The following is a 21816-nucleotide window of genomic DNA, read 5'->3' on the forward strand; positions in this document are numbered from 1 at the left end:
GCGCCGGGGGCGGGCCAAGCCGCGGCCCCGGCGCGCAGGTATCACTCGACGTCGATGCCGAAGTCCTGGACCAGCTCCTCGAGACCGCCCGGGTAGCCCTTGCCGCCGGTGACGAACTCCCAGTCGCCGTTGGCGCGTCGGCGGAACGAGCCCAGGACGAGGGCGGTCTCGCCGGGCCGGCCGTCGGACACGTCCAGCCGGTCGAGCGGGTTGCGGTCGGCGTCCAGCAGCCGGATGCCGGCGTCGGTGAAGCCGGACAGGTCGGCGTGCGGGTTGGCGACGGGGTCCACGGCGGCGATGACGACCAGCCGGTCCGCGCGCGCCGGAAGGGCGTCGAAGTCGACCTGGACGGCGGCCTTGTCGGGCGCCACGGGGATCAGGGCGCGCACCGTGCCGTCGGGGGTGGCCGGGTTGTTGTAGAAGACGAAGTGGTCGTCGTCCAGGACCCGGCTGCCCCGGCAGACCAGGGCGCAGACGTCCAGCGCGACGGCGCCCGACCAGTACATGCCGAGCACGTTGTGGTCGCCGCCCCGGCTCTCCTCGTCCGGCGCGGTCCGCTGGGCCGGCACCGGCCCCTGCCCGCCGCCGCCCAGCCGGCCGCGCAGCCCGTGCCGGTGCAGCAGGTCGACGAGTTCGGAGCCGGGCACCAGCTCCAGCGGCTTCCCGTTGGCGAAGGTGTGGGAGCCGGGTCCGAAACCGGACGTGGTGACCAGGACGCCCTTGTTGGCGCCGGTGTCCTGGACCGTTCCGTAGAGGTCGCGGACGGCGGTCGGCGGCACGGTGTTGCGGTAACGCTTCACCTGCACGACGATCTTGCCGCCCCGGATCGGCGTCGGGTCCAGCGCGTCGACGTCCACCCCGCCGTCGTTGGAGCGCTGCGTGGTGACGGCCTGCATGCCCATGGCCCGGAACAGATCGGCGACCAGCGACTCGAAGGCGAGCGGGTCCATCTCGTACAGGTCAGGCTCCTCGTCGCCGCCGTGGGTCACGACGCCGTTGCCGACGTCCTCCGGCACCCGCCCCGGCCGCACGGCCGCGTACTGGTCGGGACGCGTGGACAACTGCCCGCGCAACCCGTCCACCAGGCAGTTGACCGCGTTCACCTGCTCCAGGTGCAGCTCGGCGAAGTCCGCCCGGGACGCCATGACCGTGCCGAGGAACATCGGCACCCGCCGCCCGGTCGCCGGGTCGTGGTCGTCCACGAAGCCGTTCAGCGCCACCGACTCCAGGGCCCCGAACTCGTCGGCGGCGAAGAGGTCGCGCAGGACGAGCAGCAGGCACTGGGCGAGCACGTCGCGGTAGAGCGCCCGGCGCTGCGTGACCGGCCGCGGCGACTCCTTCTCCTGGTCCGCGTTGATCATGTACCGCACCGACTTCGCCTCCGGGACGACGTCGTACCGGGGCAGCTCCCAGTTCAGCACCAGCTGCCGAGCGGCCGAGTCGTACGCCGCAGCCACCTGCCGGGGAAGCTCGTCGGGCCAGCCCGTGGACGCGTACAGCGCGGCCGAGAAGTACTCGACGGCGGCGTCGGCGTCCCCGTTGCGCAGCCCGGCCGTCATCTCGGCGATGCCCGCGTTGTGCCGGCGTATCTCCGCCAGCCGGGCGTCGGCCCACTGCTGGTACTGCCGCTGGTAGGTGGCGTACTGCGCCTGGCGCTGCGCCTCGGCCGCCTGCGCGGCCTGCCAGTCCCGTTCGAACCTGGCCCGGGCCTCCGCCTGGGCCTGGGCCCGCCGCCCGGCGGTCCAGCCGCCGCCCTGCGTCTCGTACTGCCCCGGATCGGGCATCCGTACGGGCTGCGCCAGCGGCCCCGGCGCGAACGGCTCGACCTGCTCCGGCCGGGTCAGCGCGGCGGCCCGGAACGCCGGGGCCCGGCAGCCGGCCGCCAACAGCCCCTGGAGCGCCTCGACCCGGGCGTCCAGCTCCCGCGTACGCCGCCGGGCCTCCGCCTCGCGCTGCTCGCGGTAGGCCGCCTTCTGCTCCCGCTGGCTCCGCGCGACCTCGCGCTGGTGAGCCCGCTGCGCCCGCTCCTGATCTCGCTGATACCTGGCTCGCGCCTCCTGCTGAAGCTGCTGTTGGCGCTGTGCCTCGGCCCAGATCCCGACCAACCCATTGGAGCGACGACTCATCCCGCGCAGGCCCTCCCCACCGGAACGCCATCCGCGTACGCCAATGAGCCCCGGCCCCATAACCAGCAGTGATGGAGCAACTTTAGTGCGCAACGAACGCCTGGCCCATGGACTTGACGGGGTTGGCCGGACGAGCTGGTTCACGCATGCCCGGTGCATACCCCCTAGGGGTATGTTATGGTCCCGTCCCAGATACCCCGTGGGGGTACCAGGAGTTTTGATTCCCGGGAGGGGAAGGCCATGCCAACCGTCAGTCCCAAGCGCTGGTGGGCGCTCGCCGTGCTCGCCACCGCGCAGTTCATGGTGATCATGGACGCCTCGATCATCGGGGTCGCGCTCCCCGAGATGCAGAAGGACCTCGGCTTCTCGCAGGGCGACCTGCAATGGGTCTTCAACGCCTACGTCATCGCCTTCGGCGGACTGCTGCTCCTGGGCGGCCGCCTCTCCGACCTCCTCGGCGCGCGCCGGGTGTTCACCGCCGGCTGGGGCGTGCTCATCGCCGGCTCCGTCGTCGCCGCGGCTGCCCAGACCGCCTGGGCGGAGGTCGTCGGACGCGCCGTCCAGGGCGTCGGCGGGGCACTCATCGCCCCCGCCGCGATGACCCTGCTGATGACGCTGTTCGCCCACGACCCGAAGGAACTCGGCAAGGCCATGGCCCTCTACGGAGCGGCCGCCCCCGCCGGGGGCACCGCCGGCGTCTTCCTCGGCGGCGTCTTCACCGAATGGCTCAGCTGGCCCTGGGTGTTCATCATCTACATCCCGATCGGCCTCGCCACCCTCGCCGCGACCGGGCTGCTTCCGGCGGTCGCCCCGAGCCGCGGAGCGATCGACGTGCTCGGCGCCGCCTCCGTCACCGCCGGCCTCGCCCTCGCCGTCTTCGCCGTGGTCCGCGCCCCCGAGACCGGCTGGGGAACCACCCAGACCGTCCTCCAACTCACCGGAGCCGCCGCTCTGCTGACGCTCTTCCTGGTCCTGCAGAAGACGATGCGCCGGCCCCTGATGCCGCTGGGCATCTGGCGCGTGCCCCGCCTCGGCTCGGCCAACCTGGGCATGGCGCTGCTGGGGGCCGCGTGGATCCCCATGTGGTACTTCCTCAACCTCTACCTCCAGCAGGTCCTCGGCTACGGCGCCTTCGCCTCCGGCGCCGCGCTGCTCCCGATGACCGTGCTGCTCATGGTCTTCATGACCGCCATCACGGCCCGGCTGCTGGCCCGCTTCGGCGCCAAGCCGCTGATCGGCGGCGGACTGCTCGTCCTCGCGGCCGGCCTGCTGTGGCTGTCGGCCGTTGAACCCAGCGGCTCCTTCGCCGTGGACGTGCTGCCGGCCTCGCTGGTCGCCGCGCTCGGCATGTCGCTGGCCTACATCCCGGCCATGATGGCGGCCATGTCCGGCGCCCCGGCGGAGCAGGCGGGCCTGGCCTCCGGCATCGTCAACACCACGTACCAGATCGGCTCGGCCCTCGGCCTGGCCGCCCTCACCGCCCTGGCCACCTCCCAGGGCGCCGGCCGCCTCGGCGACCTGCCGGCCCTGACCGACGGCTACAGCGCGGCGTTCACCACGGCCGCCGCGATCGCCGCGGCCGGCGGCCTCATCACCCTCCTGACGATGCGCCCCGACCGCGCCCCCGCCCCGACCCCGGCCGACCCGGCCGAGGCATGACCGGCACCCCGCACCACGACCGACGGTCCGCCCACCCCGGAAACCGGGGAGGGGCGGACCGCCGCCATGGGGACAGCGGTCAGACCGTGGCGGCGGGGCGCGGCGCGCCGCGGAACACCTCACGGGTGTGCCAGTCGCGGTGCGCGGCGGCGATGAGGTCCGCGCCCGCCTGCGGCCCGACGAGCGGACGACCCGCGAGGGCTATGACGTGCTCGCGGGCCGCCGCACTGTGGCCGACGAAGCTCTGCGAGACCAGGATGCGGTGGCCGTCCCCGACCCCGAGGACGCCCCGGTCGAAGAGCTTGTGGTGCAGCGAGCACAGGCACAGCCCGTTGTCGACGTCGTCGGGCCCCTCGAACGCCCACCAGCGCACATGGGCCGCCTCCAGCCCGACCGGCAGCGCGCCGATGCGGCCGTCGTACCCGCAGAAGGCGCACCGGTACTCGTAGGCGATCAGCACCTGCTCCCGCATCCGCGGATCCCGGCGCCGGCGCGCCACCGCCGGCCCACCGGTCTCCGCCGAGTCCAGCTCCAGCCCGACGGCCTCGCACAGCTCGCCGTGCAGGGAGGGCGGGAAGTGCAGGTCGAGCAGCAATCCCGCGATCCTCCCGAGCAGCCGCGGATCACGCCGCATCGCCGCCCGCAGCTCCGGCACGAGCCGCCCGGCGGCCCCGCTCTCCCGCAACTCCCGCACCCCGCTCCCGGGACTTCCCGGCCCGCGATCGGTGCGCACCTCCCACACCCCGTCGCTGACCAGGTGATGGAACGGGTAGGCGGGCGTCGTCCTGTGGGTGGGCCCGTACTCGTTCAGCAGCCGCTGCAACTCCTGCTCCACGCTGCTGTACCGCAACTCCCCGTCCCCGTCCGCCTGGAACCGCCCCAGCGCGTACAGGAGCAGCAACGGCTTGTGCGGCGCCCGAGCCCCGCTCCTGGTCCACTGCCGCAACTTGGCAACCCGCTCCACCCACTCCATGCCGGCCGATGCTAGACGCCCCCACCCGCCGGCCGACCGCCCGCACACGAGGACCCTCCCGCCCCGGACGCACAAGGATCACTGGTCTGTCTCGGTGGGACGCGCCCCGTTCCGTCTGAGTGCGTGAGGAGAACGGGGCAGTGTGAAGAAGGGCCAGGTCGGGCACGTGCCCTGACCCGGCCCTTCTTGGTGTTCGTGCTGCTAACAGCTGTGCCCCCGGCAGGATTCGAACCTGCGACACCCGCTTTAGGAGAGCGGTGCTCTATCCCCTGAGCTACGAAGGCGGAAGGCGTGGTCGCCGCCGTCAGTGTAGCGGGTGGTGGGGTGGCGTACGGGGGAGCGGGGGCGGGGTGGTCGTCAGGAGCGGGTTACCTGGACTCGGTAGTCGCCCTGGGGGTCCTTCTCCAGGACCGAGATCCGTATCCCGTTCGCCCGGTCCGTGAAGGTGTCGCCCGGTTGGTAGGCGGCGTCCGAGAGTTCGGCGTGGACGTTGGGGAGGCGGGTGCAGCCGGCGCTGTCCTTGGTGCTGTCGGTCACCGAGATGGGGCCCTGGCCCGTGTCCACGTCGGAGTTGACCTTGTAGATGAGGACGCCGGGGCGGCAGACCGCCTCGTCGTTGCCCGCCTGGGTGCGGACCTCCACCGCGTAGCCGGACTCCGCGGTGAGGGGGATGAACGCGAGCTTCAGGCCGCCCCGGGTGGCCAGGGGTTCCAGGACGTGGTCCGTGGTGCCGGGGCGGGCGGCGCAGCTGACCTGGTCGTTGTCCAGCCAGCCGAGCTTCCACTTGTGCCAGCCCAGGAGGTCGTTGTTGGCGCCCCAGTCCTCGGACATGATGTCCCAGTGCCCGACGGAGCCGCCGCCCTCCAGGGTGTAGAGGTCGGGCAGGCCGAAGACGTGGCCGTTCTCGTGGGGCAGGACCCGGTAGCCGGTCTGCGCGTACGAGCCGGAGCCGTCGTCCTGGCGGCTGTAGACGAACGAGGTGTTGGACAGCGGCACCCCGTCCGCGAGCGGGGCGTCGGCGTTGCCCGAGAACGTCACCGAGAGCACGGTGTCCAGGGCCGAGGGCCCGGCGTTCGGCGTGACCAGGATGTTGACCAGGTCGTACGCGTCGAAGTCCACCTTCGGGTCGGCGGCCGCCACGATGTCCTGGACCAGGTGGCGGTAGCCCGGCTCGTACGGGGAGCCCCGCTCGATGCCGTAGTCCGCGAAGGGGAGCGGCATCCGCAGCCAGGAGCGGATCGGCGCCTCGGGTATGTAGGTGAGCCGGCCGTAGGAGCTCGTCCGGAACCAGTCCGTGGTCTGCGGAAAGAATTCGGCCAGCCGGTCCATGGCCGGTTCGGTGCCCTGGGCGTCCGGGAAGTCGATCATCAGGTTCAGCGCGCGGACGCGGCCGGTGGAACGCGCGTAACCGGGTTCGGTCGGCATGCCCTCCGACATCTGGACGCCCATCGCGGACGCGATCCGGCAGGGGCCGAGGCCGGTGGCGAGCGGGGCCGTGGCGGCCGGGCCGGCCGCGACCGGGCTCTGGAGGGGCAGGGTGCTGCTGGCCGTCGCCAGGGCCGCGATGACCAGGGACGTCGCGGCGCCGAGAGCGACCGGGCGGCGGCGCTTGCGTATCCGGCGGCGGTGCTGCTGCATCGGGGCACCTTCCGGTCCGCGGCAACCGGCCGACCCCGGCTGCGCTCTGCCGTCAGCCTCCGACGGGTGTTCGTCGGCCGCTCGCTGGGTGCGCCGTTCGGCTGGTTTGCCCCGGCGCCGGTGTGCGTGACGCAGGTCACAAAGTGGCGGGAAATAAGCGGGGAGGCTTTCCCCGTTTGCATCGGTGTCCCCGCGAAACGGGGAAGCGGTCCCCGGTTGGTTCGCCCGCCGGAGCCGCCAGGGAAGAGAGCCGTAAGACAGCGAACCGGAAGACAAGGAGCGCAGCCGTGGTCGCCGCCCGTACCGCCACCGCCCCCACGCAGCCGCGTACGCCCAAGCCGAGGGCCGACGCGCTGCGCAACCGGGAGCGGATCGTGACGGCCGCGCGCGAGATGTTCGTCGAGTTCGGGCCCGACGTCCCGCTCGACGAGGTCGCCCGCCGCGCCGGCGTCGGCAACGCCACCCTCTACCGGAACTTCCCCGACCGCGCCGCCCTCGTCCACGAGGTCGTGCTCGCGGTCACCTCCCGCACCACCGACCGCGCCGAGGAGGCCACCGCCGAGGAGGCGGACCCCTTCGCCGCGCTCAGCCGCTTCGTCCACGCCGCGGCCGACGAACGCATCGGGGCCCTGTGCCCCATGCTGTCCGGCGGCTTCGACAAGGACCACCCCGAACTGCTCGCCGAGCGCCGGCGCCTCGAAGAGGCCGTCGAAGGGCTCGTCGCGCGCGCCATGTCCGCGGGGCGCCTGCGCACCGACATCGCCGTCGGTGACGTACTGGTCGCCCTCTCCCAGCTCACCAGGCCGCTGCCGGGCATCGCCTGCCCGAACATCGACCGCTTCACCCACCGCCACATCCAGCTGTTCCTGGACGGACTGGAGGCCCCGGCCCGCTCCGTGCTTCCCGGGACGGCGGCGACCTTGGAGGACCTGCGGCGCCGCACCTGACGTGATCCGCGCCCGCCCTTCCCTCCTCCTCCCCTTCTGAATCCCGACTTCCGACTTTCGACCTTCGATTTTCGACTTCCCACTCCCGACGACAGTCCGTCAGACCTGCCGGTCGAACCCGCCCTCGGCCGTGCCCGTGACCCGCGGCACGCACGGTTCGCGATCTCTCGCGCCCTCGCGCGCTCCTAGGTGGCTACTCCCATGTCAAAAACAGCTGATATCCGACTCCCGGACCCCAGTCGCTGGAAGGCTCTGGCGTTCATCGCGCTCGCGCAGTTGATGGTCGTGCTCGACGCCACGATCGTGAACATCGCCCTGCCGCACGCCCAGACCGACCTCGGCATCACCGACGCCAACAAGCAGTGGGTCATCACCGCCTACGCCCTCGCCTTCGGCGGTCTGCTGCTCTTCGGCGGGCGCATAGCCGACCTGTGGGGCCGTAAGCGCACCTTCGTCGTCGGACTCATCGGCTTCGCGCTGGCCTCCGCGCTCGGCGGCGCCGCCCAGAACCAGGGCATGCTGTTCGGCTCCCGCGCACTCCAGGGCGTCTTCGGCGCGCTGCTCGCGCCGGCCGCGCTCTCGCTGCTCGCGGTGATGTTCACCGACGCCAAGGAACGCGCCAAGGCGTTCGGCATCTACGGGGCGATCGCCGGTGGCGGTGGCGCCGTGGGCCTGATCCTCGGCGGCCTCCTCACCCAGACGCTGAACTGGCGCTGGACCTTCTTCGTCAACATCCCGTTCGCGATCGTCGCCGCCGCGGGCGCGTACTTCGTCATCCGCGAGCCCGCCGGCAGCCGCAACCGCTCGCCGCTCGACATCCCGGGCGTGGTCCTGTCCGCGCTGGGTCTGGTCTCGCTGGTGTACGGGTTCACCCGTGCCGAGTCCGCGGGCTGGTCGGACGCGCTGACCGTCGGCTCGTTCGTCGCCGCGGGCGTCCTGCTGCTGGCCTTCGTCCTGGTCGAGTCCAAGGTCGCCTCGCCGCTGCTCCCGCTGCGCGTGGTGATGGACCGCAACCGGGGCGGCGTCTACCTGTCGCTGGGCCTGGCCGTGATCGCGATGTTCGGCCTGTTCCTCTTCCTCACGTACTACCTCCAGGTCGTCAAGGGCTACTCGCCGATCAAGACCGGCTTCGCCTTCATGCCGATGATCGCGGGCATGATCACCGGGTCCACCCAGATCGGCGCCCGGCTGATGACCCGGATTCCGGCCCGCACGCTGATGGGCCCCGGCTTCCTGACCGCCGCCGTGGGCATGCTGCTGCTGACCCGGCTGGACATCGACACCTCGTACGCCGCGGTCATCCTGCCCGGCCAGCTGCTGCTGGGCCTGGGCATGGGTACGGCCTTCATGCCGGCCATGTCGCTGGCCACGCACGGGGTCGAGGCGCGGGACGCGGGTGTCGCCTCCGCGATGGTCAACACCTCGCAGCAGGTCGGCGGTGCGATCGGTACGGCACTGCTGAACACGATCGCCGCCTCGGCCGCCACGGCGTACGCCACCTCGCACGCCGCGCTCGGCGCCAAGGACCCGGAGCTGCTGAAGCTCCAGGCGATGGTGCACGGCTTCACCGGTGCCATCTGGTGGGCGGTCGGCATCCTCGTCGTCGCCGCCGCGATCGCGCTGGCCTTCGTCAACGCGGGCCGTCCGATGCCGGGTACGCCGGCGAGCGGCGGTTCCGGTTCCGCCTCGGGTGAGGCGGACGGCGTCGAGGACGAGCTGAGGGTTCCAGTCGTCGCCCACTGACGACGGCCGCCCTCCGGGGGCTGCCCCCGCAGCCTTCACGGATACGTTTCTGCCCCGGTTCCCTCGCACGAGGGAGCCGGGGCAGATCGGCGTTTCAGCGCAGCCAGGGCAGGTCGGCGTCCGGGCCCTCCGGCTGGAGGCCGGCCGCCAGCACCTTCATGATCTCGCCCAGCGACCGCACCTGCTCGGGGGTGAGGCGGTCGAACATCGCCTGGCGGACGGCCTTCACATGGCCGGGCGCCGAGCGGCGGAGCATCTCGTAGCCGTCCTCCGTGAGCACGGCGTTCTGGCCGCGCTTGTCGGAGGGGCAGTCCTCGCGGCGCACCCAGCCGTTCCGCTCCAGCCGCGCGACCGCGTGCGAGAGGCGGGAGCGGGTGATCTTGGCGGCCTTGGCCAGTTCCGTCATCCGCATCCGGTGGCGGGGTGCCTGGGACAGCTGGACGAGCAGGCCGTAGTAGATGTGCGGCATGCCGGCATCGGCCTGCAACTGGCGGTCGAGGTGATCCTCCAGGAGCGTGGTGGCGTGCAGATAGGCCCGCCAGACGCACTGCTCCTCGTCGGTGAGCCAGTGGGGCGCACTGGTTGATGCCGTGGTCATGTACTCCATTGTACGACCTTTTCTTGAAAGTTTAACTAGATAGAGCTAAGGTCTCTCAAGGTAGGAGCTTGAAGATTAAATAATCTTCCCTATCGAACCTCGAACCTCGAACTTCGGACTCCGACCTCGAACGCCGAGTCTCCTGCCGAAGACTTACCTTGAGTAGCCGCAGATGGGGAGTGTCATGTCAATCACCGCGGAGCGCATGCCCGCCCTCTACCTCTCCCACGGCGCGCCGCCCCTGGCCGACGACCCCGTCTGGCCCGGCGAGCTGGCCGCCTGGTCTGCGGAGCTGCCGCGTCCCACCGCGATCCTCATGGTGTCCGCCCACTGGGAGGAGGCTCCGCTCGCGCTCGGCGCGACCGTGACGGCCCCGCTGGTGTACGACTTCTGGGGCTTCCCGGCCCACTACTACCAGGTGCGGTACGCAGCCCCCGGCGCCCCGCACCTCGCCGAGAGCGTACGCAAACTGCTCCGCGGCGCGGGCACGCCGGTCCAGGACATCCCGGACCGGGGCCTCGACCACGGAGCCTACGTACCGCTCGTCGAGATGTTCCCGGACGCCGACATCCCGGTGCTCCAGATCTCCATGCCGACGCTCGACCCGCAGAAGCTGATGGACATCGGGCGCAAGCTGGCGCCGCTGCGCGACGAGGGCGTCCTGATCATCGGCAGCGGCTTCTTCACGCACAACCTCGCGGCCCTGCGGCACGCGGGCGGCGGCGTCCCCGGCTGGTCGGCGGAGTTCGACGACTGGGGGAGCCGCGCGCTCCGGGCGCAGGACATCGACGCGCTCCTGGACTTCGAGCACAAGTCCCCGGCGGGCCGGCTGGCCCACCCGCGCACCGAGCACTTCGCCCCGCTCTTCGTCACCCTCGGCGCGTCCGAGGGCGAGCTGGACCGGGGCCGCAGTGTGATCGACGGCTTCTGGATGGGGCTCGCGAAGCGCTCGGTGCAGTACGGATAGGGGCGACGGGTAGCAGCGGCGGGCAGCGGTGACGGGTAGCGGTGACGGGCAGCGGTGACGGGTAGCGGTGACGGGCAGCGGTCGGGCCTCCGGCGCTCAGAGCGCCGGAGGGTTCAGCTCCACCGAGCGCAGCGCCGCCGCCAGCGCCGTCGCGTCGCCCACGTCCAGCGCGGTGTCCGTGAACTTGATGGTGTGGTCGTCGCCGTGTGCCGCCGCCCGCGCGAACACCTCGTCGGCCGTGAGCGAGGCCGCGTACCCGGCCGGGAGCGCCACGGGCGCGGCGGGGGAGTAGGCGGCGGTCACCGCCGCGCTCGCCGCCCACGCGGCCCCCACGCTCGGCGCCCACAGTTCGGGCGGCAGTGCGGGCAGCGTGCGCAGGACGGCGTTGGGCGCGGTCGCCGCGTGCACGAGCATGACCGGTTCGCCGTGCCCGTACGCCGCGTAGCGGTGGGTCGCCGCCCGTACCAGCTCCGCCAGCCGCTCGCGCGCCTCCTCCGCACCGGTCACGGGCGCGTCCGGCCACTGCGGGAACCCCGTGAGCTGGTCCAGCCGCGTCCGGATGCCGCCGCTCTGGTCCGGCACCCGCGCCACGGCGGCCAGCGCGTCCCCGGCGCTCGGGGCGGGGGCGAGCGGGGTGAGCGGGGGCAGCGGCTGGTGGCGGGCGGCCCAGTAGCCGAGGGCGTGGGCCAGCTCCCTGACCCGGGGCCCGCTCTCCTCGCCCGCCAGGAGGGTGCGCACGCCGTGGCCGACCCGGATCACCGGGTGCGTGGCGCCGCCCGCGATGCCGGGGAGCAGCCGGGGCCACCACTCGGCGAGCACGTCGCGCCACGGGCGGTCGGCGGTCTCCCGTTCGAAGTACGCCGCCCAGTCGGCGATGCGGCGGGGGTCGCCCAGGGCCTCCTCCCAGTTCGCCGGGGTGATCTCGGCGAAGCGGTCCGGCATGTCCTCCAGCTTCGCCCGGTAGTGGTCGAGCCAGCGGTGCACGCCCGGCGCCTGCCCGTGGCGGACGAGCGCTTCGACGGCCATGGGGGCGTGGTTGCTCAGCCAGCCGTCCCGCTCGGGGCCGAAGGTGTGCAGCCGCTCCAGGGCCTCGTCGAGGGTGCCGGAGGCGTCGGGGGCGGGGGTGGCGGCGGACTCGGATGCGGTGCGGGGCGTCGTCTCGGTCATGACGGTGACGCTAGGCAGCCGGTGTCCGTCCGGTAACGGGCTGCGGTCCCACAGGGTGCGGGGCATGAGCCCTAGGTCTCAGGTCCGGGACTCGGTCCGGCCGCTGGGACGCCCGTCACAGCGCGGCACCGGGCGCAACTCGGGGCCCGTAACCGGCGTCTTCCGGGGTACTGGAGCACCATGCGCCCGCCCCGATGGCGGGACAGAGTACTGCATGATCGCGAAATTGAATGCCGGGCATGGGAATTCTGTCCGGATTCCAGTCGTTGTTTCCATCGGATGCAGGGCACCCGGGAGGGTGTCGCGACCTACTCAGCAAGGGAGCACGCATGGCAACCCGTGCCGTCGCCCGTCGTTCGTCCGCCACCGGCGGAAGCAACCGGGCGAGCAGTGTTCGCGCCGTGGGCGGAGAGATCGCCGATCGCGACCTGGTCGGCATGTACCTGGACGAGATAGCCCGTACACCGCTGCTCGACGCCGCCAAGGAAGTCGACCTCTCGCAGGCGGTCGAGGCCGGTGTGTACGCACGCCAGATCCTCGACGGCGAGGTCGAGAGCGACGCCGGCGGTGCCTCGCGCGAGGAGCTGGAGGCGCTGGTCGCCGAGGGCGAGCGCGCGAAGGATGTCTTCATCCGCTCCAACCTCCGTCTCGTCGTCGCCGTCGCCCGCCGCTACCCGCGCGCCGGGCTCCCTCTGCTCGACCTGATCCAGGAGGGCAACGCGGGCCTCGTGCGCGCGGTCGAGAAGTTCGACTACGCCAAGGGCTTCAAGTTCTCCACCTACGCGACCTGGTGGATTCGCCAGGCCATCACCCGCTCCATCGCGGACCAGTCCCGTACGATCCGGCTCCCCGTCCACCTGGTGGAGGAGCTGGGCCGCATCCGCCGGGTGCAGCGCGAGTTCAACCGGGAGAACGGCCGCGACCCGGAGCACGCGGAGATCGCCGCCGAGCTGGGCTCCACGCCCGAGCGCGTCGGCGACGTCCTGGACTGGGCCCGTGACCCGGTCAGCCTCAACATGTCCGTGGACGACGACGGCGACACCCAGTTCGGTGACCTCCTGGAGGACACATCCGCCGTCTCGCCCGAGCAGTCGGTGCTCTCGCTGCTGCGCAGCGAGGAGCTGGAGGAGCTGATCGGCAAGCTCGACGACCGCACCGCTTCGATCATCCGCATGCGGTACGGCATCGAGGACGGCCGCGAGCGGACCCTGACCGAGGTCGGCAAGCAGCACGGCCTGACCCGTGAGCGCATCCGCCAGATCGAGAAGCACGCGCTGCTCGAATTGAAGCGAATGGCTCACGACACGGGCTTTGACGCTGCGGCCTGAGCCCGCGTCCAGTAACCTCCGAATCGGGCCGCTCGTTCCGGCCCCCAGAAGCTGAGTCCCGGCGCCCACCCCCCCTGGCGCCGGGGCTCATTCCTTTCCGGAGCCGGCCGGGTCCGCCTGCGGCGCCGCCGCGCGGGTCAGCCGGCCGCCCAGGTCCGCGAGGTACGCCACCAGCTGCGGCGGCCGGTGCGCGGTGAACTCGCAGTCCACCAGCGCCAGCCGCAGCGCCAGCCACTCCAGCGAGTCCCGGACCACGGCGCGCAGCCGGCAGCCGTCCTCGCCCTCCGGCTCCAGCGGGCCGATCCGCCCCGGCAGCCGGGACGCGACGAACTCCCGCGGTGCCGCGAAGCTCACGTCCACCTCGAACTCCGGCTGCCGGCGCGCCATCGAACTGCTCAGGTACTCCGCGGCGTCCCCCTCCGGCAGCTCCCTCGGCGTGAACCGCGAGCCGGTCGCGAGAGGGTCGCTCACCCGGTCCACCCGGAACGTGCGCCACGCCTCGCGCCCCAGGTCGTACGCCACCAGGTACCAGCGCCATCCGGTGCTCACCAGCCGGTACGGCTCCACCTGGCGCCGGGACTCGGCCCCGTCGCCCGCCCGGTAGGCGAACCGCAGCCGCTCCCGGCCGGTGACCGCGGACGCCATCACCGTCAGCGTCTGCGGGTCGATCGTCGAACCGTCGCCCCGGGCCAGGGGCACCGTGGCGTTCTGGAGGACGGAGACGCGGTGCCGCAGCCGGGACGGCAATACCTGCTCCAGCTTCGCCAGCGCGCGTACGGACGCCTCGTCCACGCCCTCGATGGCGTGGCCGGCGCCGGCCCGCAGCCCCACGGCGATGGCGACCGCCTCCTCGTCATCCAGCAGCAGCGGCGGCATGGCCGCGCCGGCCACCAGCCGGTAGCCGCCGACCGAGCCGCGCGACGCCTCCACGGGATAGCCGAGGTCGCGGAGGCGATCGATGTCGCGGCGGATCGTGCGGGGGCTGACGGCGAGCCGTTCGGCCAGCTCGCTGCCCGGCCACTCGCGGGGCGTCTGGAGCAGGGACAGCAGATTCAGCAGACGTGCCGGGGTATCGGTCATGTCACCCAGGATGCGCGCTCATCAGGTCACGATCTGGCCTATTGACGGTTTACGTTCTTTCCATGACTTCCACCGCACCACTGCCGTCGCCCGCGGCTGCTCCCTCGGACCGCCGCCGGTGGTTCGCCCTGGCCATCGTGATGACCGCGGCCTTCATGGACCTCGTCGACGTCACGATCGTCAACATCGCCATCCCCAGCATCGAACGGGACACCGGCGCCTCGTTCAGCTCCATACAGTGGATCGTCGCCGGGTACGCCCTGGCGTTCGCGGCCGGTCTCATCACCGGCGGCCGGCTCGGTGACATCTACGGCCGCAAGCGGCTCTTCCTCATCGGCATCGCCGGCTTCACCCTCGCCTCGGCGCTCTGCGGCTTCGCGGCCAACCCGGAGATGCTGGTCGCCTCCCGCTTCCTCCAGGGGGCCACGGCGGCGCTGATGGTGCCGCAGGTGCTGTCGATCGTGCACGCCACCTTCCCCGCCCACGAGCGCGGCAAGGTCTTCGGCCTGTTCGGCGCGATCGTCGGTCTCGGCGCGGTGTCCGGTCCGCTGCTGGGCGCGCTGCTCACCGAGTGGAACATCGCCGGTCTGGAATGGCGCCCGATCTTCCTGATCAACCTGCCGGTCGGCATCCTCGGTCTGATCCTGGGCGCGAAGTACATCACCGAGTCCAAGTCGCCGCGGGCCCTGCGCCTCGACCTGGTCGGCGTCGTGCTCGTCACGCTCGCCATGCTGATGCTGATCTACCCGCTGACGCGCGGCCGTGAGCTGGGCTGGCCGCTGTGGGGGCACCTGTCGATGGCGGGCAGCGTCCTGGTCTTCCTGGTCCTCGTGCTGTTCGAGCGCGGCAAGGCGGGCCGGGACGGCTCGCCGCTGGTGGAGCTGTCACTGTTCCGGGTCCGGAGCTTCGCCGCCGGGATCGCCGTGCAGCTGACCTTCGGCATCGGGCTCGGCATCTTCTTCCTGGTCTGGACGCTGTACATGCAGATGGGCCTCGGCTGGAGCGCGCTGCGGGCCGGCACGACCGGCATCCCGTTCTCCGTCTCCGTCTCGGTGGCCGCCGGTCTCTCCGTGCAGAAGCTGGTGCCCCGCTTCGGCCGCAAGGTCCTCCAGGCGGGCGCCCTGCTGATGATGGCCGGACTGCTGATCTACATCTGGGAGTCCCACCACTACGGCATGGGGATCACGTCGCTCCAGATGGCGCTGCCCCTGGTGGTCATGGGCGTCGGCATGGGCCTGATCGTGGCCCCGCTGGCCGACGCGGTGCTGTCCGAGGTCCCCAAGGAGCACTCCGGTTCCGCTTCCGGCCTGTTCAACACCGTGCAGCAGATGGGCAACGCGCTCGGCCTCGGCCTGGTGTCGGTCGTCTTCTACGGGGCGATCGGCGACCGGCTCACCCCGGCGCAGATCGGCCCGGCCTTCGCCGACGCCTTCGAGCAGTCGCTGTGGTGGGTGGCCGGTGTGCTGGCCCTGATCTTCGTGGTGATGTTCGCCCTGCCGGCCAAGCCGAAGCAGCACGTGGAGGGCGCGGACGCGGCGGAGCCCGCCGAGGCGGACGAGCCCGCCAAGGAGCCGGTGCTCACGCACTGAGCCGACGGCGTACGCGGCGCAGCCGCCGGTGCCCGCGTCCCGCGAGGGGCGCGGGCACCGCTGTGCGCGGCCCCGCCGGGCCCGGGTCAGCAGATGCGCGTACGGGCCTCCATCGCGCAGCGCGCCGTCGCCTCGTCGCCGTACACCTCGCACATGTGGCGGCCGTCCGGCGTCGCCGTGTGCTCGACCTCCCACAGGCTGGTCTCGCTGCCGTCCAGCAGCAGGAACGCGTGCTCGTACAGCGTGAACCCGGCGTTGCGGCCCTCCACCAGGCACTGGCGGCCGAGGACCTGGGTGATGTGGTGGGCGAAGGCGGCGCGCAGCAGGCGGGCGGTCTCCTCGCCGGGCACGTCCCCGTTCTCCGCGCGGCGCAGCACCCGGCGGGCGTGGTCCGCGGAGTTGTCCGGGGCGTACATCCGGGGGTGCGGGGCCGGGGGAGCGGCCATCAGGGCGGACAGCAGCTCCAGATCGGCCTGCGCCCCCTCCTCGTCGCCGAACTCCGGAACGTCCCACAGGCTGCCCGTCAGCCGGGCGGCGGCGATGTGGGCGTCGGCCTCGTCGTCGTACAGCTCGTGCTGGCGGGTGTCGGGGTGGCCGGTGCCGCGCGGACCGCTGTGCGCCAGCTCCCACAGGGTCAGCGGGGAGCCGTCGCTCAGCAGGTACGTGTGGCGGTAGGTCTCGCGGTGCAGCGCGGCGCTGTGGTGCGAGGAGTAGAGGGTGCTGCTGTGGGCCAGCGCCGTGCCCAGCCGGTCCACCGTGCGGTCGGGCAGCTCGAACGAGTTGAGGGCCCGGCGCAGGATTCGCTCGACGTGCTGCTCGGTCGTCTCGTACGGATCGCTCACAGTGCTGTCTCCAGGCCGTCGCCGCGTGTGACTTGATGCGTGCATAACGTAGCCCCTGGGGCTGACATCAGGACCGGGGTTCAGAAAAACGCATGGGGTGCGCGGAAGGTTCCATGCCGTGCCCGGTCCGTACGGGACGAGGCCGCGAACCGGTCGCGCGTGGTGGTGAACAGGGGCGTGTGTTCGCGGTGCGCGCCCCTGACGAGCGCTGCCGCGCGGGGGCGGGCCGGTCGCTCCCCGCCGCGACGCGCTCACCCTCCGGGCTCACAAAACAGGGCCAATCCTCCCGTATCGCCCTACCGTGACAGCGTGACCGAGCCACCTGAAGCCGCAGGCGCAGCCGCGCAGCCCGCCGCCGGAGTCCGCAACGGGGCCAGGGGCGGGGGTGGCGCCCCGCCGGACGGCGGCGGGCCCGGACGGTCCGGTCGCGCCGGGGGCTCCGGGCGGGCCGGAGCGCTGGTGCCCCGGTCCGTCACCGCGCGGGCCACCGCTGCCGGCGTCCTCGTCTCCCTGCTGCTCGTGGTGGCCATCGTGCTCGGCAGCCGGCTGCTGGAGCACTTCGACTCCGCGCTGCTGCCGTACGCCGTGGCCACGGTGTTCCTCGCCTTCGGCGTGGCGTACCGGTACACCGTCTGGGTCTCCGCACCGGGCGCCCAGCGGCTGTTCAAGAAGGGCTGGGGAAGCCTCTTCTCGGCCGAGAACTTCCGCCGGGCCCCCACCGCGCTGCCCAGGATGATCGCCACCTACCTCGGCTTCCAGAAGTTCCTCGGGGCCCGCTCGCACGCCCGCTGGGCCGCCCACCAGCTGATCTTCTGGGGCTGCGTCCTCGCCGCGCTGATCACCTTCCCGCTGACCTGGGGCTGGTTCACCTTCACCTCGGGCACCGGCTCCGGCCCCGGCTACGAGATGCGCATCTGGGGCTTCAAGATCATCGGGTTCGACTCGCTGGACTTCCTGGGCTGGCTGATGTTCCACGGCCTGGACATCGCCGCCGTCCTCGTCATCCCCGGCGCCTCCTACTTCCTGTGGCGCCGGATGAAGGACCGGGGGGCCATCACGGGCCAGCGGTTCGCCTACGACCTGGTCCCGCTGATCGCGCTCATCGTCATCTCGGTCACCGGGCTGCTCCTCACCTTCTCCTCGATCTTCCTGCACGGCGGCGGCTACGAGTTCCTGGCGATCCTCCACATGGTCTCGGTGGTCTTCACCCTCATCTACATCCCGTTCGGGAAGTTCTTCCACATCGTCCAGCGGCCCGCCGCCGTCGGCATGCAGCTGTTCAAGTACACCGGCCGGCAGGACGACGAGGTCTTCGCCTGCCGCCGCTGCGAGGAACCCATCGACACCGCCCCGTACGTCGACAACCTCCGGGGCACCATGCGCGATCTGCGTCTCGACTTCGACGAGTGGGCCGAATACTGCCCGCGCTGCAAGCGGGTGCTGCGAGGCAGCGCCTATCTCTCCCAGGTGAAGAAGGGCTTCCAGTGACCGCGGACCCCCGCACGCCAGAACCGCACGCGGTCGTTCCCCTCGACCCCGCCCTCGCGCCGCCCGGCACCCGCGCCTTCCGCGACGCCGGCGGCATCCCCGCCGACCGCTGGCACGCCGACCAGAACGGCGAGACGCTCGTCCCCACCCACTGCTGCTTCTGCGGTGTCCAGTGCGGCATGTACCTGCGCGTCGACCGGGGCGGCAAGGTCTTCGGCGTCGAACCCCGCAACCACGACATCAACCGCATGCGCCTGTGCCCCAAGGGCATCAACGCCTACCAGCAGGTCAACCACCCCGACCGGCTCACCGCCCCCCTCATGCGCCGCTCCCGCGACGAGCCCCTGCGCGAGGTGTCCTGGGACGAGGCGCTCGACCACACCGTGGCCGAGATCCGGCGCATCCAGCGGACCTACGGCAACGACGCCTTCGGGCTGCTCGGCGGAGCGAGCCTGTTCTCCGAGAAGACGTACCTGGTCGGCAAGTTCGCCCGCGTCGCCCTCAAGACCCGGCACGTCGACTACAACGGCCGGCTCTGCATGGTCAGCGCGGCCGGCGCCAACAAGCTGGCCTTCAACATCGACCGGGCCGGCAACCCCTTCTCCGACATGCTCCTCACCGACTGCCTGCTCATCGCCGGCTCCAACGTCGGCGAGTGCTTCCCCGTGATGACCCAGTACGTGTGGGGCGCGCGGGACCGGGGCGCCACCCTCATCGTGATCGACCCGCGCGAGACCGCCGTCGCCCGGACCGCCGACATCCACGTCGCCCTCAAACCCGGCACCGACTCGGCGTTCTTCAACTCCGTGCTGAACGTCGTCGTCGAGGAAGGGCTCACCGACGAGGCATTCCTCGCCGCCCACGCCACCGGCTGGGAGGAGGTCCGGGCCAAGGCCGCCGAGTACCCGCCGTCCCGCGCCGCCGAGATCTGCGGCATCCCCGCCGAACAGATCGTCCAGGTGGCCCGCGTCTTCGGCCGCGCCCCCAAGGCCATGGCCTGGCACGCCCGGGGCATCGAACACCACTCGCAGGGCGTCGAGAACTGCCTCACCGTGATCAACCTCTGCACCGCCACCGGCAACATCGGCAAGCCCGGCGCCGGCTACGGCACCCTCACCGGCCAGGGCAACGGGCAGGGCGGCCGCGAACACGGCCAGAAGTCCGACCTCCTGCCCGGCGGGCGCTCCATCAACAACGAGGAGCACCGCCGCCAGATCTGCGAGATCTGGGGCATCGACGAGTCCGAACTGCCGCCCGCCGGAACCTCGATGATGGAAATGGTCTGGCAGATGCAGCGCCGCGAGATCCGCGGCCTCATCGGCATCTGCAACAACCCCTTCGTCTCGCTGCCGAACTACCGGGTCGTCAAGGAGGGCTACGACGCCGCCGAGTTCCACGCCCAGTTCGACTTCTTCCTCTCCGAGACCGCGGCCAACGCCCACGTCGTCTTCCCCGTCACCACCTGGGCCGAGGACGACGGCGTCATGGCCAACGCCGAAGCCCGGGTCGTCAAGCACAACAAGGCCCAGGACCCGCCGCCCGGCGTCCGCACCGACACCTGGGTGATGTGCGAACTCGCCCGCCGCCTCGGCGCCGGCGACAAATTCGCCTTCGCCAACTCCCGCGAGGTCTTCGACGAACTGCGGATCGCCTCCGCCGGCACCGTCAACGACTACTACGGCATCACCTACGAGCGGCTGGAGGAGACCGGCGGCATCGTCTGGCCCTGCCCGTCCACCGACCACCCCGGCACCCCCCGCCTCTTCGAGGACGGCAAGACCTACCACCCGGACGGCAAGATCCACCTCCAGGTCGTGGAGTGGCACCCGCCGATGGACCCGTACGACGACGAGCACCCCATGACGCTCACCACCGGCCGCACCGTCGCCCACTTCCTCTCCGGCAACCAGACCCGCCGCCTGGGCGCCCTCGTCGAGCAGACCCCCCGCCCCTGGGCCGAGGTCCACCCCTCGCACGGCTTCCGCAACGGCGAACCGGTCCGCGTCGTCACCCGGCGCGGCAGCGAGGTCTTCCCCGCCCTGGTCACCGAGGCGATCCGCCCCGACACCGTCTTCATCCCCTACCACTGGCCGGTCCCCACCGCCGCCAACGTGCTCACCATCGACGCCCTCGACCCGCGCTCCAAGATCCCCGAGTACAAGGTGTGCGCCTGCCGCATCGAGCACGCCGAGCGGATCGACGAGGTGCCCGCGCCCCCGGTCGCCCCCGGCCACGTCGCCTACCCGGAGACCCAGGTCTCCCGCACCGACCCGCTGCCGCCCACCTCTCCCCAGGGCCGCGGCACCTCGGAGAGGAGCTGATGCCCGCATGATGGGCCGCACGATCTTCATCGACCCGGGGCGCTGCATCGGCTGCCAGGCCTGCGTCTCCGCCTGCCGCGAGTGCGACTCGCACCGGGGCAAGTCCATGATCCACCTCGACTACACCGACGAGGGCCAATCCGTCGCCTCCCTCCCCACGGTCTGCATGCACTGCGAGGACCCCGTCGCCCCCTGCGCCGAGGTGTGCCCCGCCGACGCGATCCTGGTGACCGCCGACGGCGTCGTGCAGCAGGCCGACACCACCCGCTGCATCGGCTGCGCCAACTGCGTCAACGCCTGCCCCTTCGGCGTCCCGAAGATCGACCTCCAGGCCAAGCTGCAGCTGAAGTGCAACCTCTGCTACGACCGCACCGCCTACGGCCTCGCCCCCATGTGCGCCACCGTCTGCCCGACCGGCGCCCTCTTCTACGGGACCGTCGAGGAACTCCAGGCCGAACGCCCCGGCGTCCAGGTCGCCGACTCCTTCGTGTTCGGCGAGAGCGAGGTCCGCACCGGCGTCGCGATGGTCGTCCCCGCCGACCGCGTCCAGTGGCCGGTCCCCGGCGGCCTGCCCGTCGTCGAGATCAACGGGAAGGACGTCCGACGGTGACCGAGACCGACTTCCCGCCGCCCGGCGACCCGAACGAGCCCCCGCTCCGCGACCCGGTCCGCACACCGCCCGGCGCGCCGGGCGCACCGGCCTCCGGAGACCCGCGCGAGGCCCTGCACGACCGGATCGCGGCCGACTCCCTCACCACCCGCCGCGACTACCTCCGCATCGTCGCCACCGTCTCCGGCGGGCTCGCGGTCGGCGGCCTGGGCGTGGCCGCCGGCATCCTGCCCCGCCACGGCGACCCGGACGACGGCAAGGCCCCGGCCCCGAAGAAGATCGCCTCCCAGCTCCTGCCCGGCGAGTCCATCGCCTTCGACTACCCCGACGAGCAGGACCGCGCGGTCGCCGTCCGGCTCAACGACGGCACGCTCGTCGGCTACTCCGCGATCTGCACCCACCTCGCCTGCGCCGTGCTCTGGCGCAAGGACCGGGGCACCGAGGGCGAGCTGTACTGCCCCTGCCACGAGGGCGTCTTCGATGCCCGCAGCGGTGAGGTGACGGCCGGTCCGCCGCCTCGCGGCCTGCCCAAGGTGGTGCTCACCGAGCAGGAGGACGGCAGCATCTGGGCGGTCGGGACCACCCGCTCCGGCGAGAGCCTCGAACACGGACTGTGCCGCCAGTTCGGCGAGGAGCGCCCGGACCTGGCGTCCCGGCTCGGCTGCCCCGGTGTCCGCGACGGCGCCGAGGGGCCCGCCGCCCCCGGAGCCGGCCGCACGGTGGCCCCCGGCCCCGTCGCC

General features: G+C 72.1%; 17 protein-coding genes and 1 tRNA gene. 10 read left to right on the forward strand and 8 right to left on the reverse strand.

Features of this window, described 5'->3' with window-relative positions:
- Window positions 1–41: 41 nt before the first annotated feature.
- Window positions 42–2126, reverse strand: coding sequence for a restriction endonuclease (locus MHW47_RS15645; RefSeq protein WP_239223794.1), 2085 nt, complete (start codon window positions 2124–2126; stop codon window positions 42–44).
- A 240-nt stretch (window positions 2127–2366) separates the two neighbouring features.
- Between MHW47_RS15645 and MHW47_RS15650 the strand changes: the two genes are divergently transcribed.
- Window positions 2367–3785: an MFS transporter gene (locus tag MHW47_RS15650; RefSeq protein WP_239223795.1), complete on the forward strand. Its 1419-nt coding sequence runs from the start codon at window positions 2367–2369 to the stop codon at window positions 3783–3785.
- Between the two features lie 79 nt (window positions 3786–3864).
- Here MHW47_RS15650 and MHW47_RS15655 read toward each other — a convergent pair whose 3' ends face one another.
- The 3 genes from MHW47_RS15655 to MHW47_RS15665 all read right to left on the reverse strand — a co-directional run bounded on the left by MHW47_RS15655 (window position 3865) and on the right by MHW47_RS15665 (window position 6396).
- Window positions 3865–4758, reverse strand: a complete 894-nt coding sequence (locus MHW47_RS15655; RefSeq protein WP_239223796.1) for a phosphorothioated DNA-binding restriction endonuclease — start codon at window positions 4756–4758, stop codon at window positions 3865–3867.
- A gap of 211 nt (window positions 4759–4969) precedes the next feature.
- Window positions 4970–5042: transfer RNA gene (locus MHW47_RS15660), tRNA-Arg, on the reverse strand.
- Between the two features lie 73 nt (window positions 5043–5115).
- A complete protein-coding gene (locus tag MHW47_RS15665; RefSeq protein WP_239223797.1) occupies window positions 5116–6396 on the reverse strand; it encodes a M6 family metalloprotease domain-containing protein in 1281 nt (426 codons plus the stop codon).
- A gap of 287 nt (window positions 6397–6683) precedes the next feature.
- On the opposite strand from MHW47_RS15665, the gene MHW47_RS15670 reads away from it, so the two are divergent.
- On the forward strand, window positions 6684–7343 hold the full coding sequence (locus MHW47_RS15670; protein WP_239223798.1) for a TetR/AcrR family transcriptional regulator: 660 nt from the start codon (window positions 6684–6686) through the stop codon (window positions 7341–7343).
- 201 nt (window positions 7344–7544) lie between these two features.
- Window positions 7545–9086 carry an MFS transporter gene (locus MHW47_RS15675; RefSeq protein WP_239223799.1) on the forward strand — a complete coding sequence of 514 codons (1542 nt, stop codon included), beginning with the start codon at window positions 7545–7547 and terminating at the stop codon, window positions 9084–9086.
- 94 nt (window positions 9087–9180) lie between these two features.
- Here the strand turns inward: MHW47_RS15675 and MHW47_RS15680 are convergent, their stop codons facing one another.
- Window positions 9181–9693 carry a MarR family winged helix-turn-helix transcriptional regulator gene (locus MHW47_RS15680; RefSeq protein WP_239223800.1) on the reverse strand — a complete coding sequence of 171 codons (513 nt, stop codon included), beginning with the start codon at window positions 9691–9693 and terminating at the stop codon, window positions 9181–9183.
- 175 nt (window positions 9694–9868) lie between these two features.
- On the opposite strand from MHW47_RS15680, the gene MHW47_RS15685 reads away from it, so the two are divergent.
- Complete coding sequence (locus MHW47_RS15685) at window positions 9869–10651, forward strand: dioxygenase (RefSeq protein WP_239223801.1); 783 nt, start codon at window positions 9869–9871, stop codon at window positions 10649–10651.
- A gap of 96 nt (window positions 10652–10747) precedes the next feature.
- Here MHW47_RS15685 and MHW47_RS15690 read toward each other — a convergent pair whose 3' ends face one another.
- Window positions 10748–11818, reverse strand: a complete 1071-nt coding sequence (locus MHW47_RS15690; RefSeq protein ID WP_239223802.1) for a questin oxidase family protein — start codon at window positions 11816–11818, stop codon at window positions 10748–10750.
- Between the two features lie 329 nt (window positions 11819–12147).
- Here MHW47_RS15690 and MHW47_RS15695 point away from each other — a divergent pair, with 329 nt between their 5' ends.
- Window positions 12148–13146 (forward strand): RNA polymerase sigma factor RpoD/SigA, encoded by a 999-nt coding sequence (locus MHW47_RS15695; protein WP_239223804.1) that lies wholly within the window; start codon window positions 12148–12150, stop codon window positions 13144–13146.
- An 87-nt stretch (window positions 13147–13233) separates the two neighbouring features.
- Here MHW47_RS15695 and MHW47_RS15700 read toward each other — a convergent pair whose 3' ends face one another.
- Window positions 13234–14226: a YafY family protein gene (locus tag MHW47_RS15700; protein ID WP_239223805.1), complete on the reverse strand. Its 993-nt coding sequence runs from the start codon at window positions 14224–14226 to the stop codon at window positions 13234–13236.
- 62 nt (window positions 14227–14288) lie between these two features.
- Here MHW47_RS15700 and MHW47_RS15705 point away from each other — a divergent pair, with 62 nt between their 5' ends.
- The gene (locus MHW47_RS15705; RefSeq protein ID WP_239223807.1) at window positions 14289–15815 is read left to right on the forward strand and encodes an MFS transporter; all 1527 of its coding nucleotides are present in this window, start codon (window positions 14289–14291) and stop codon (window positions 15813–15815) included.
- A gap of 86 nt (window positions 15816–15901) precedes the next feature.
- Here MHW47_RS15705 and MHW47_RS15710 read toward each other — a convergent pair whose 3' ends face one another.
- Window positions 15902–16657: a DUF6227 family protein gene (locus MHW47_RS15710; protein WP_239223809.1), complete on the reverse strand. Its 756-nt coding sequence runs from the start codon at window positions 16655–16657 to the stop codon at window positions 15902–15904.
- 309 nt (window positions 16658–16966) lie between these two features.
- Here MHW47_RS15710 and MHW47_RS15715 point away from each other — a divergent pair, with 309 nt between their 5' ends.
- The 4 genes from MHW47_RS15715 to MHW47_RS15730 form a co-directional block, all read left to right on the forward strand.
- Window positions 16967–18145 carry an MFS transporter gene (locus MHW47_RS15715; protein WP_374230096.1) on the forward strand — a complete coding sequence of 393 codons (1179 nt, stop codon included), beginning with the start codon at window positions 16967–16969 and terminating at the stop codon, window positions 18143–18145.
- Window positions 18142–20466, forward strand: a complete 2325-nt coding sequence (locus MHW47_RS15720; RefSeq protein WP_239223810.1) for a molybdopterin oxidoreductase family protein — start codon at window positions 18142–18144, stop codon at window positions 20464–20466. The genes MHW47_RS15715 and MHW47_RS15720 overlap by 4 nt, the downstream gene beginning before the upstream one ends.
- Window positions 20467–20473: 7 nt before the next feature.
- The gene (locus tag MHW47_RS15725) at window positions 20474–21076 is read left to right on the forward strand and encodes a 4Fe-4S dicluster domain-containing protein (protein WP_239223812.1); all 603 of its coding nucleotides are present in this window, start codon (window positions 20474–20476) and stop codon (window positions 21074–21076) included.
- Window positions 21073–21816, forward strand: a 744-nt coding sequence (locus MHW47_RS15730) for a ubiquinol-cytochrome c reductase iron-sulfur subunit (RefSeq protein ID WP_239223814.1), incomplete at its 3' end; no start/stop codon positions are given. The genes MHW47_RS15725 and MHW47_RS15730, both read left to right, overlap by 4 nt.

It is taken from the genome of Streptomyces sp. OfavH-34-F, assembly GCF_022347745.1.
Lineage (GTDB): Bacteria > Actinomycetota > Actinomycetes > Streptomycetales > Streptomycetaceae > Streptomyces.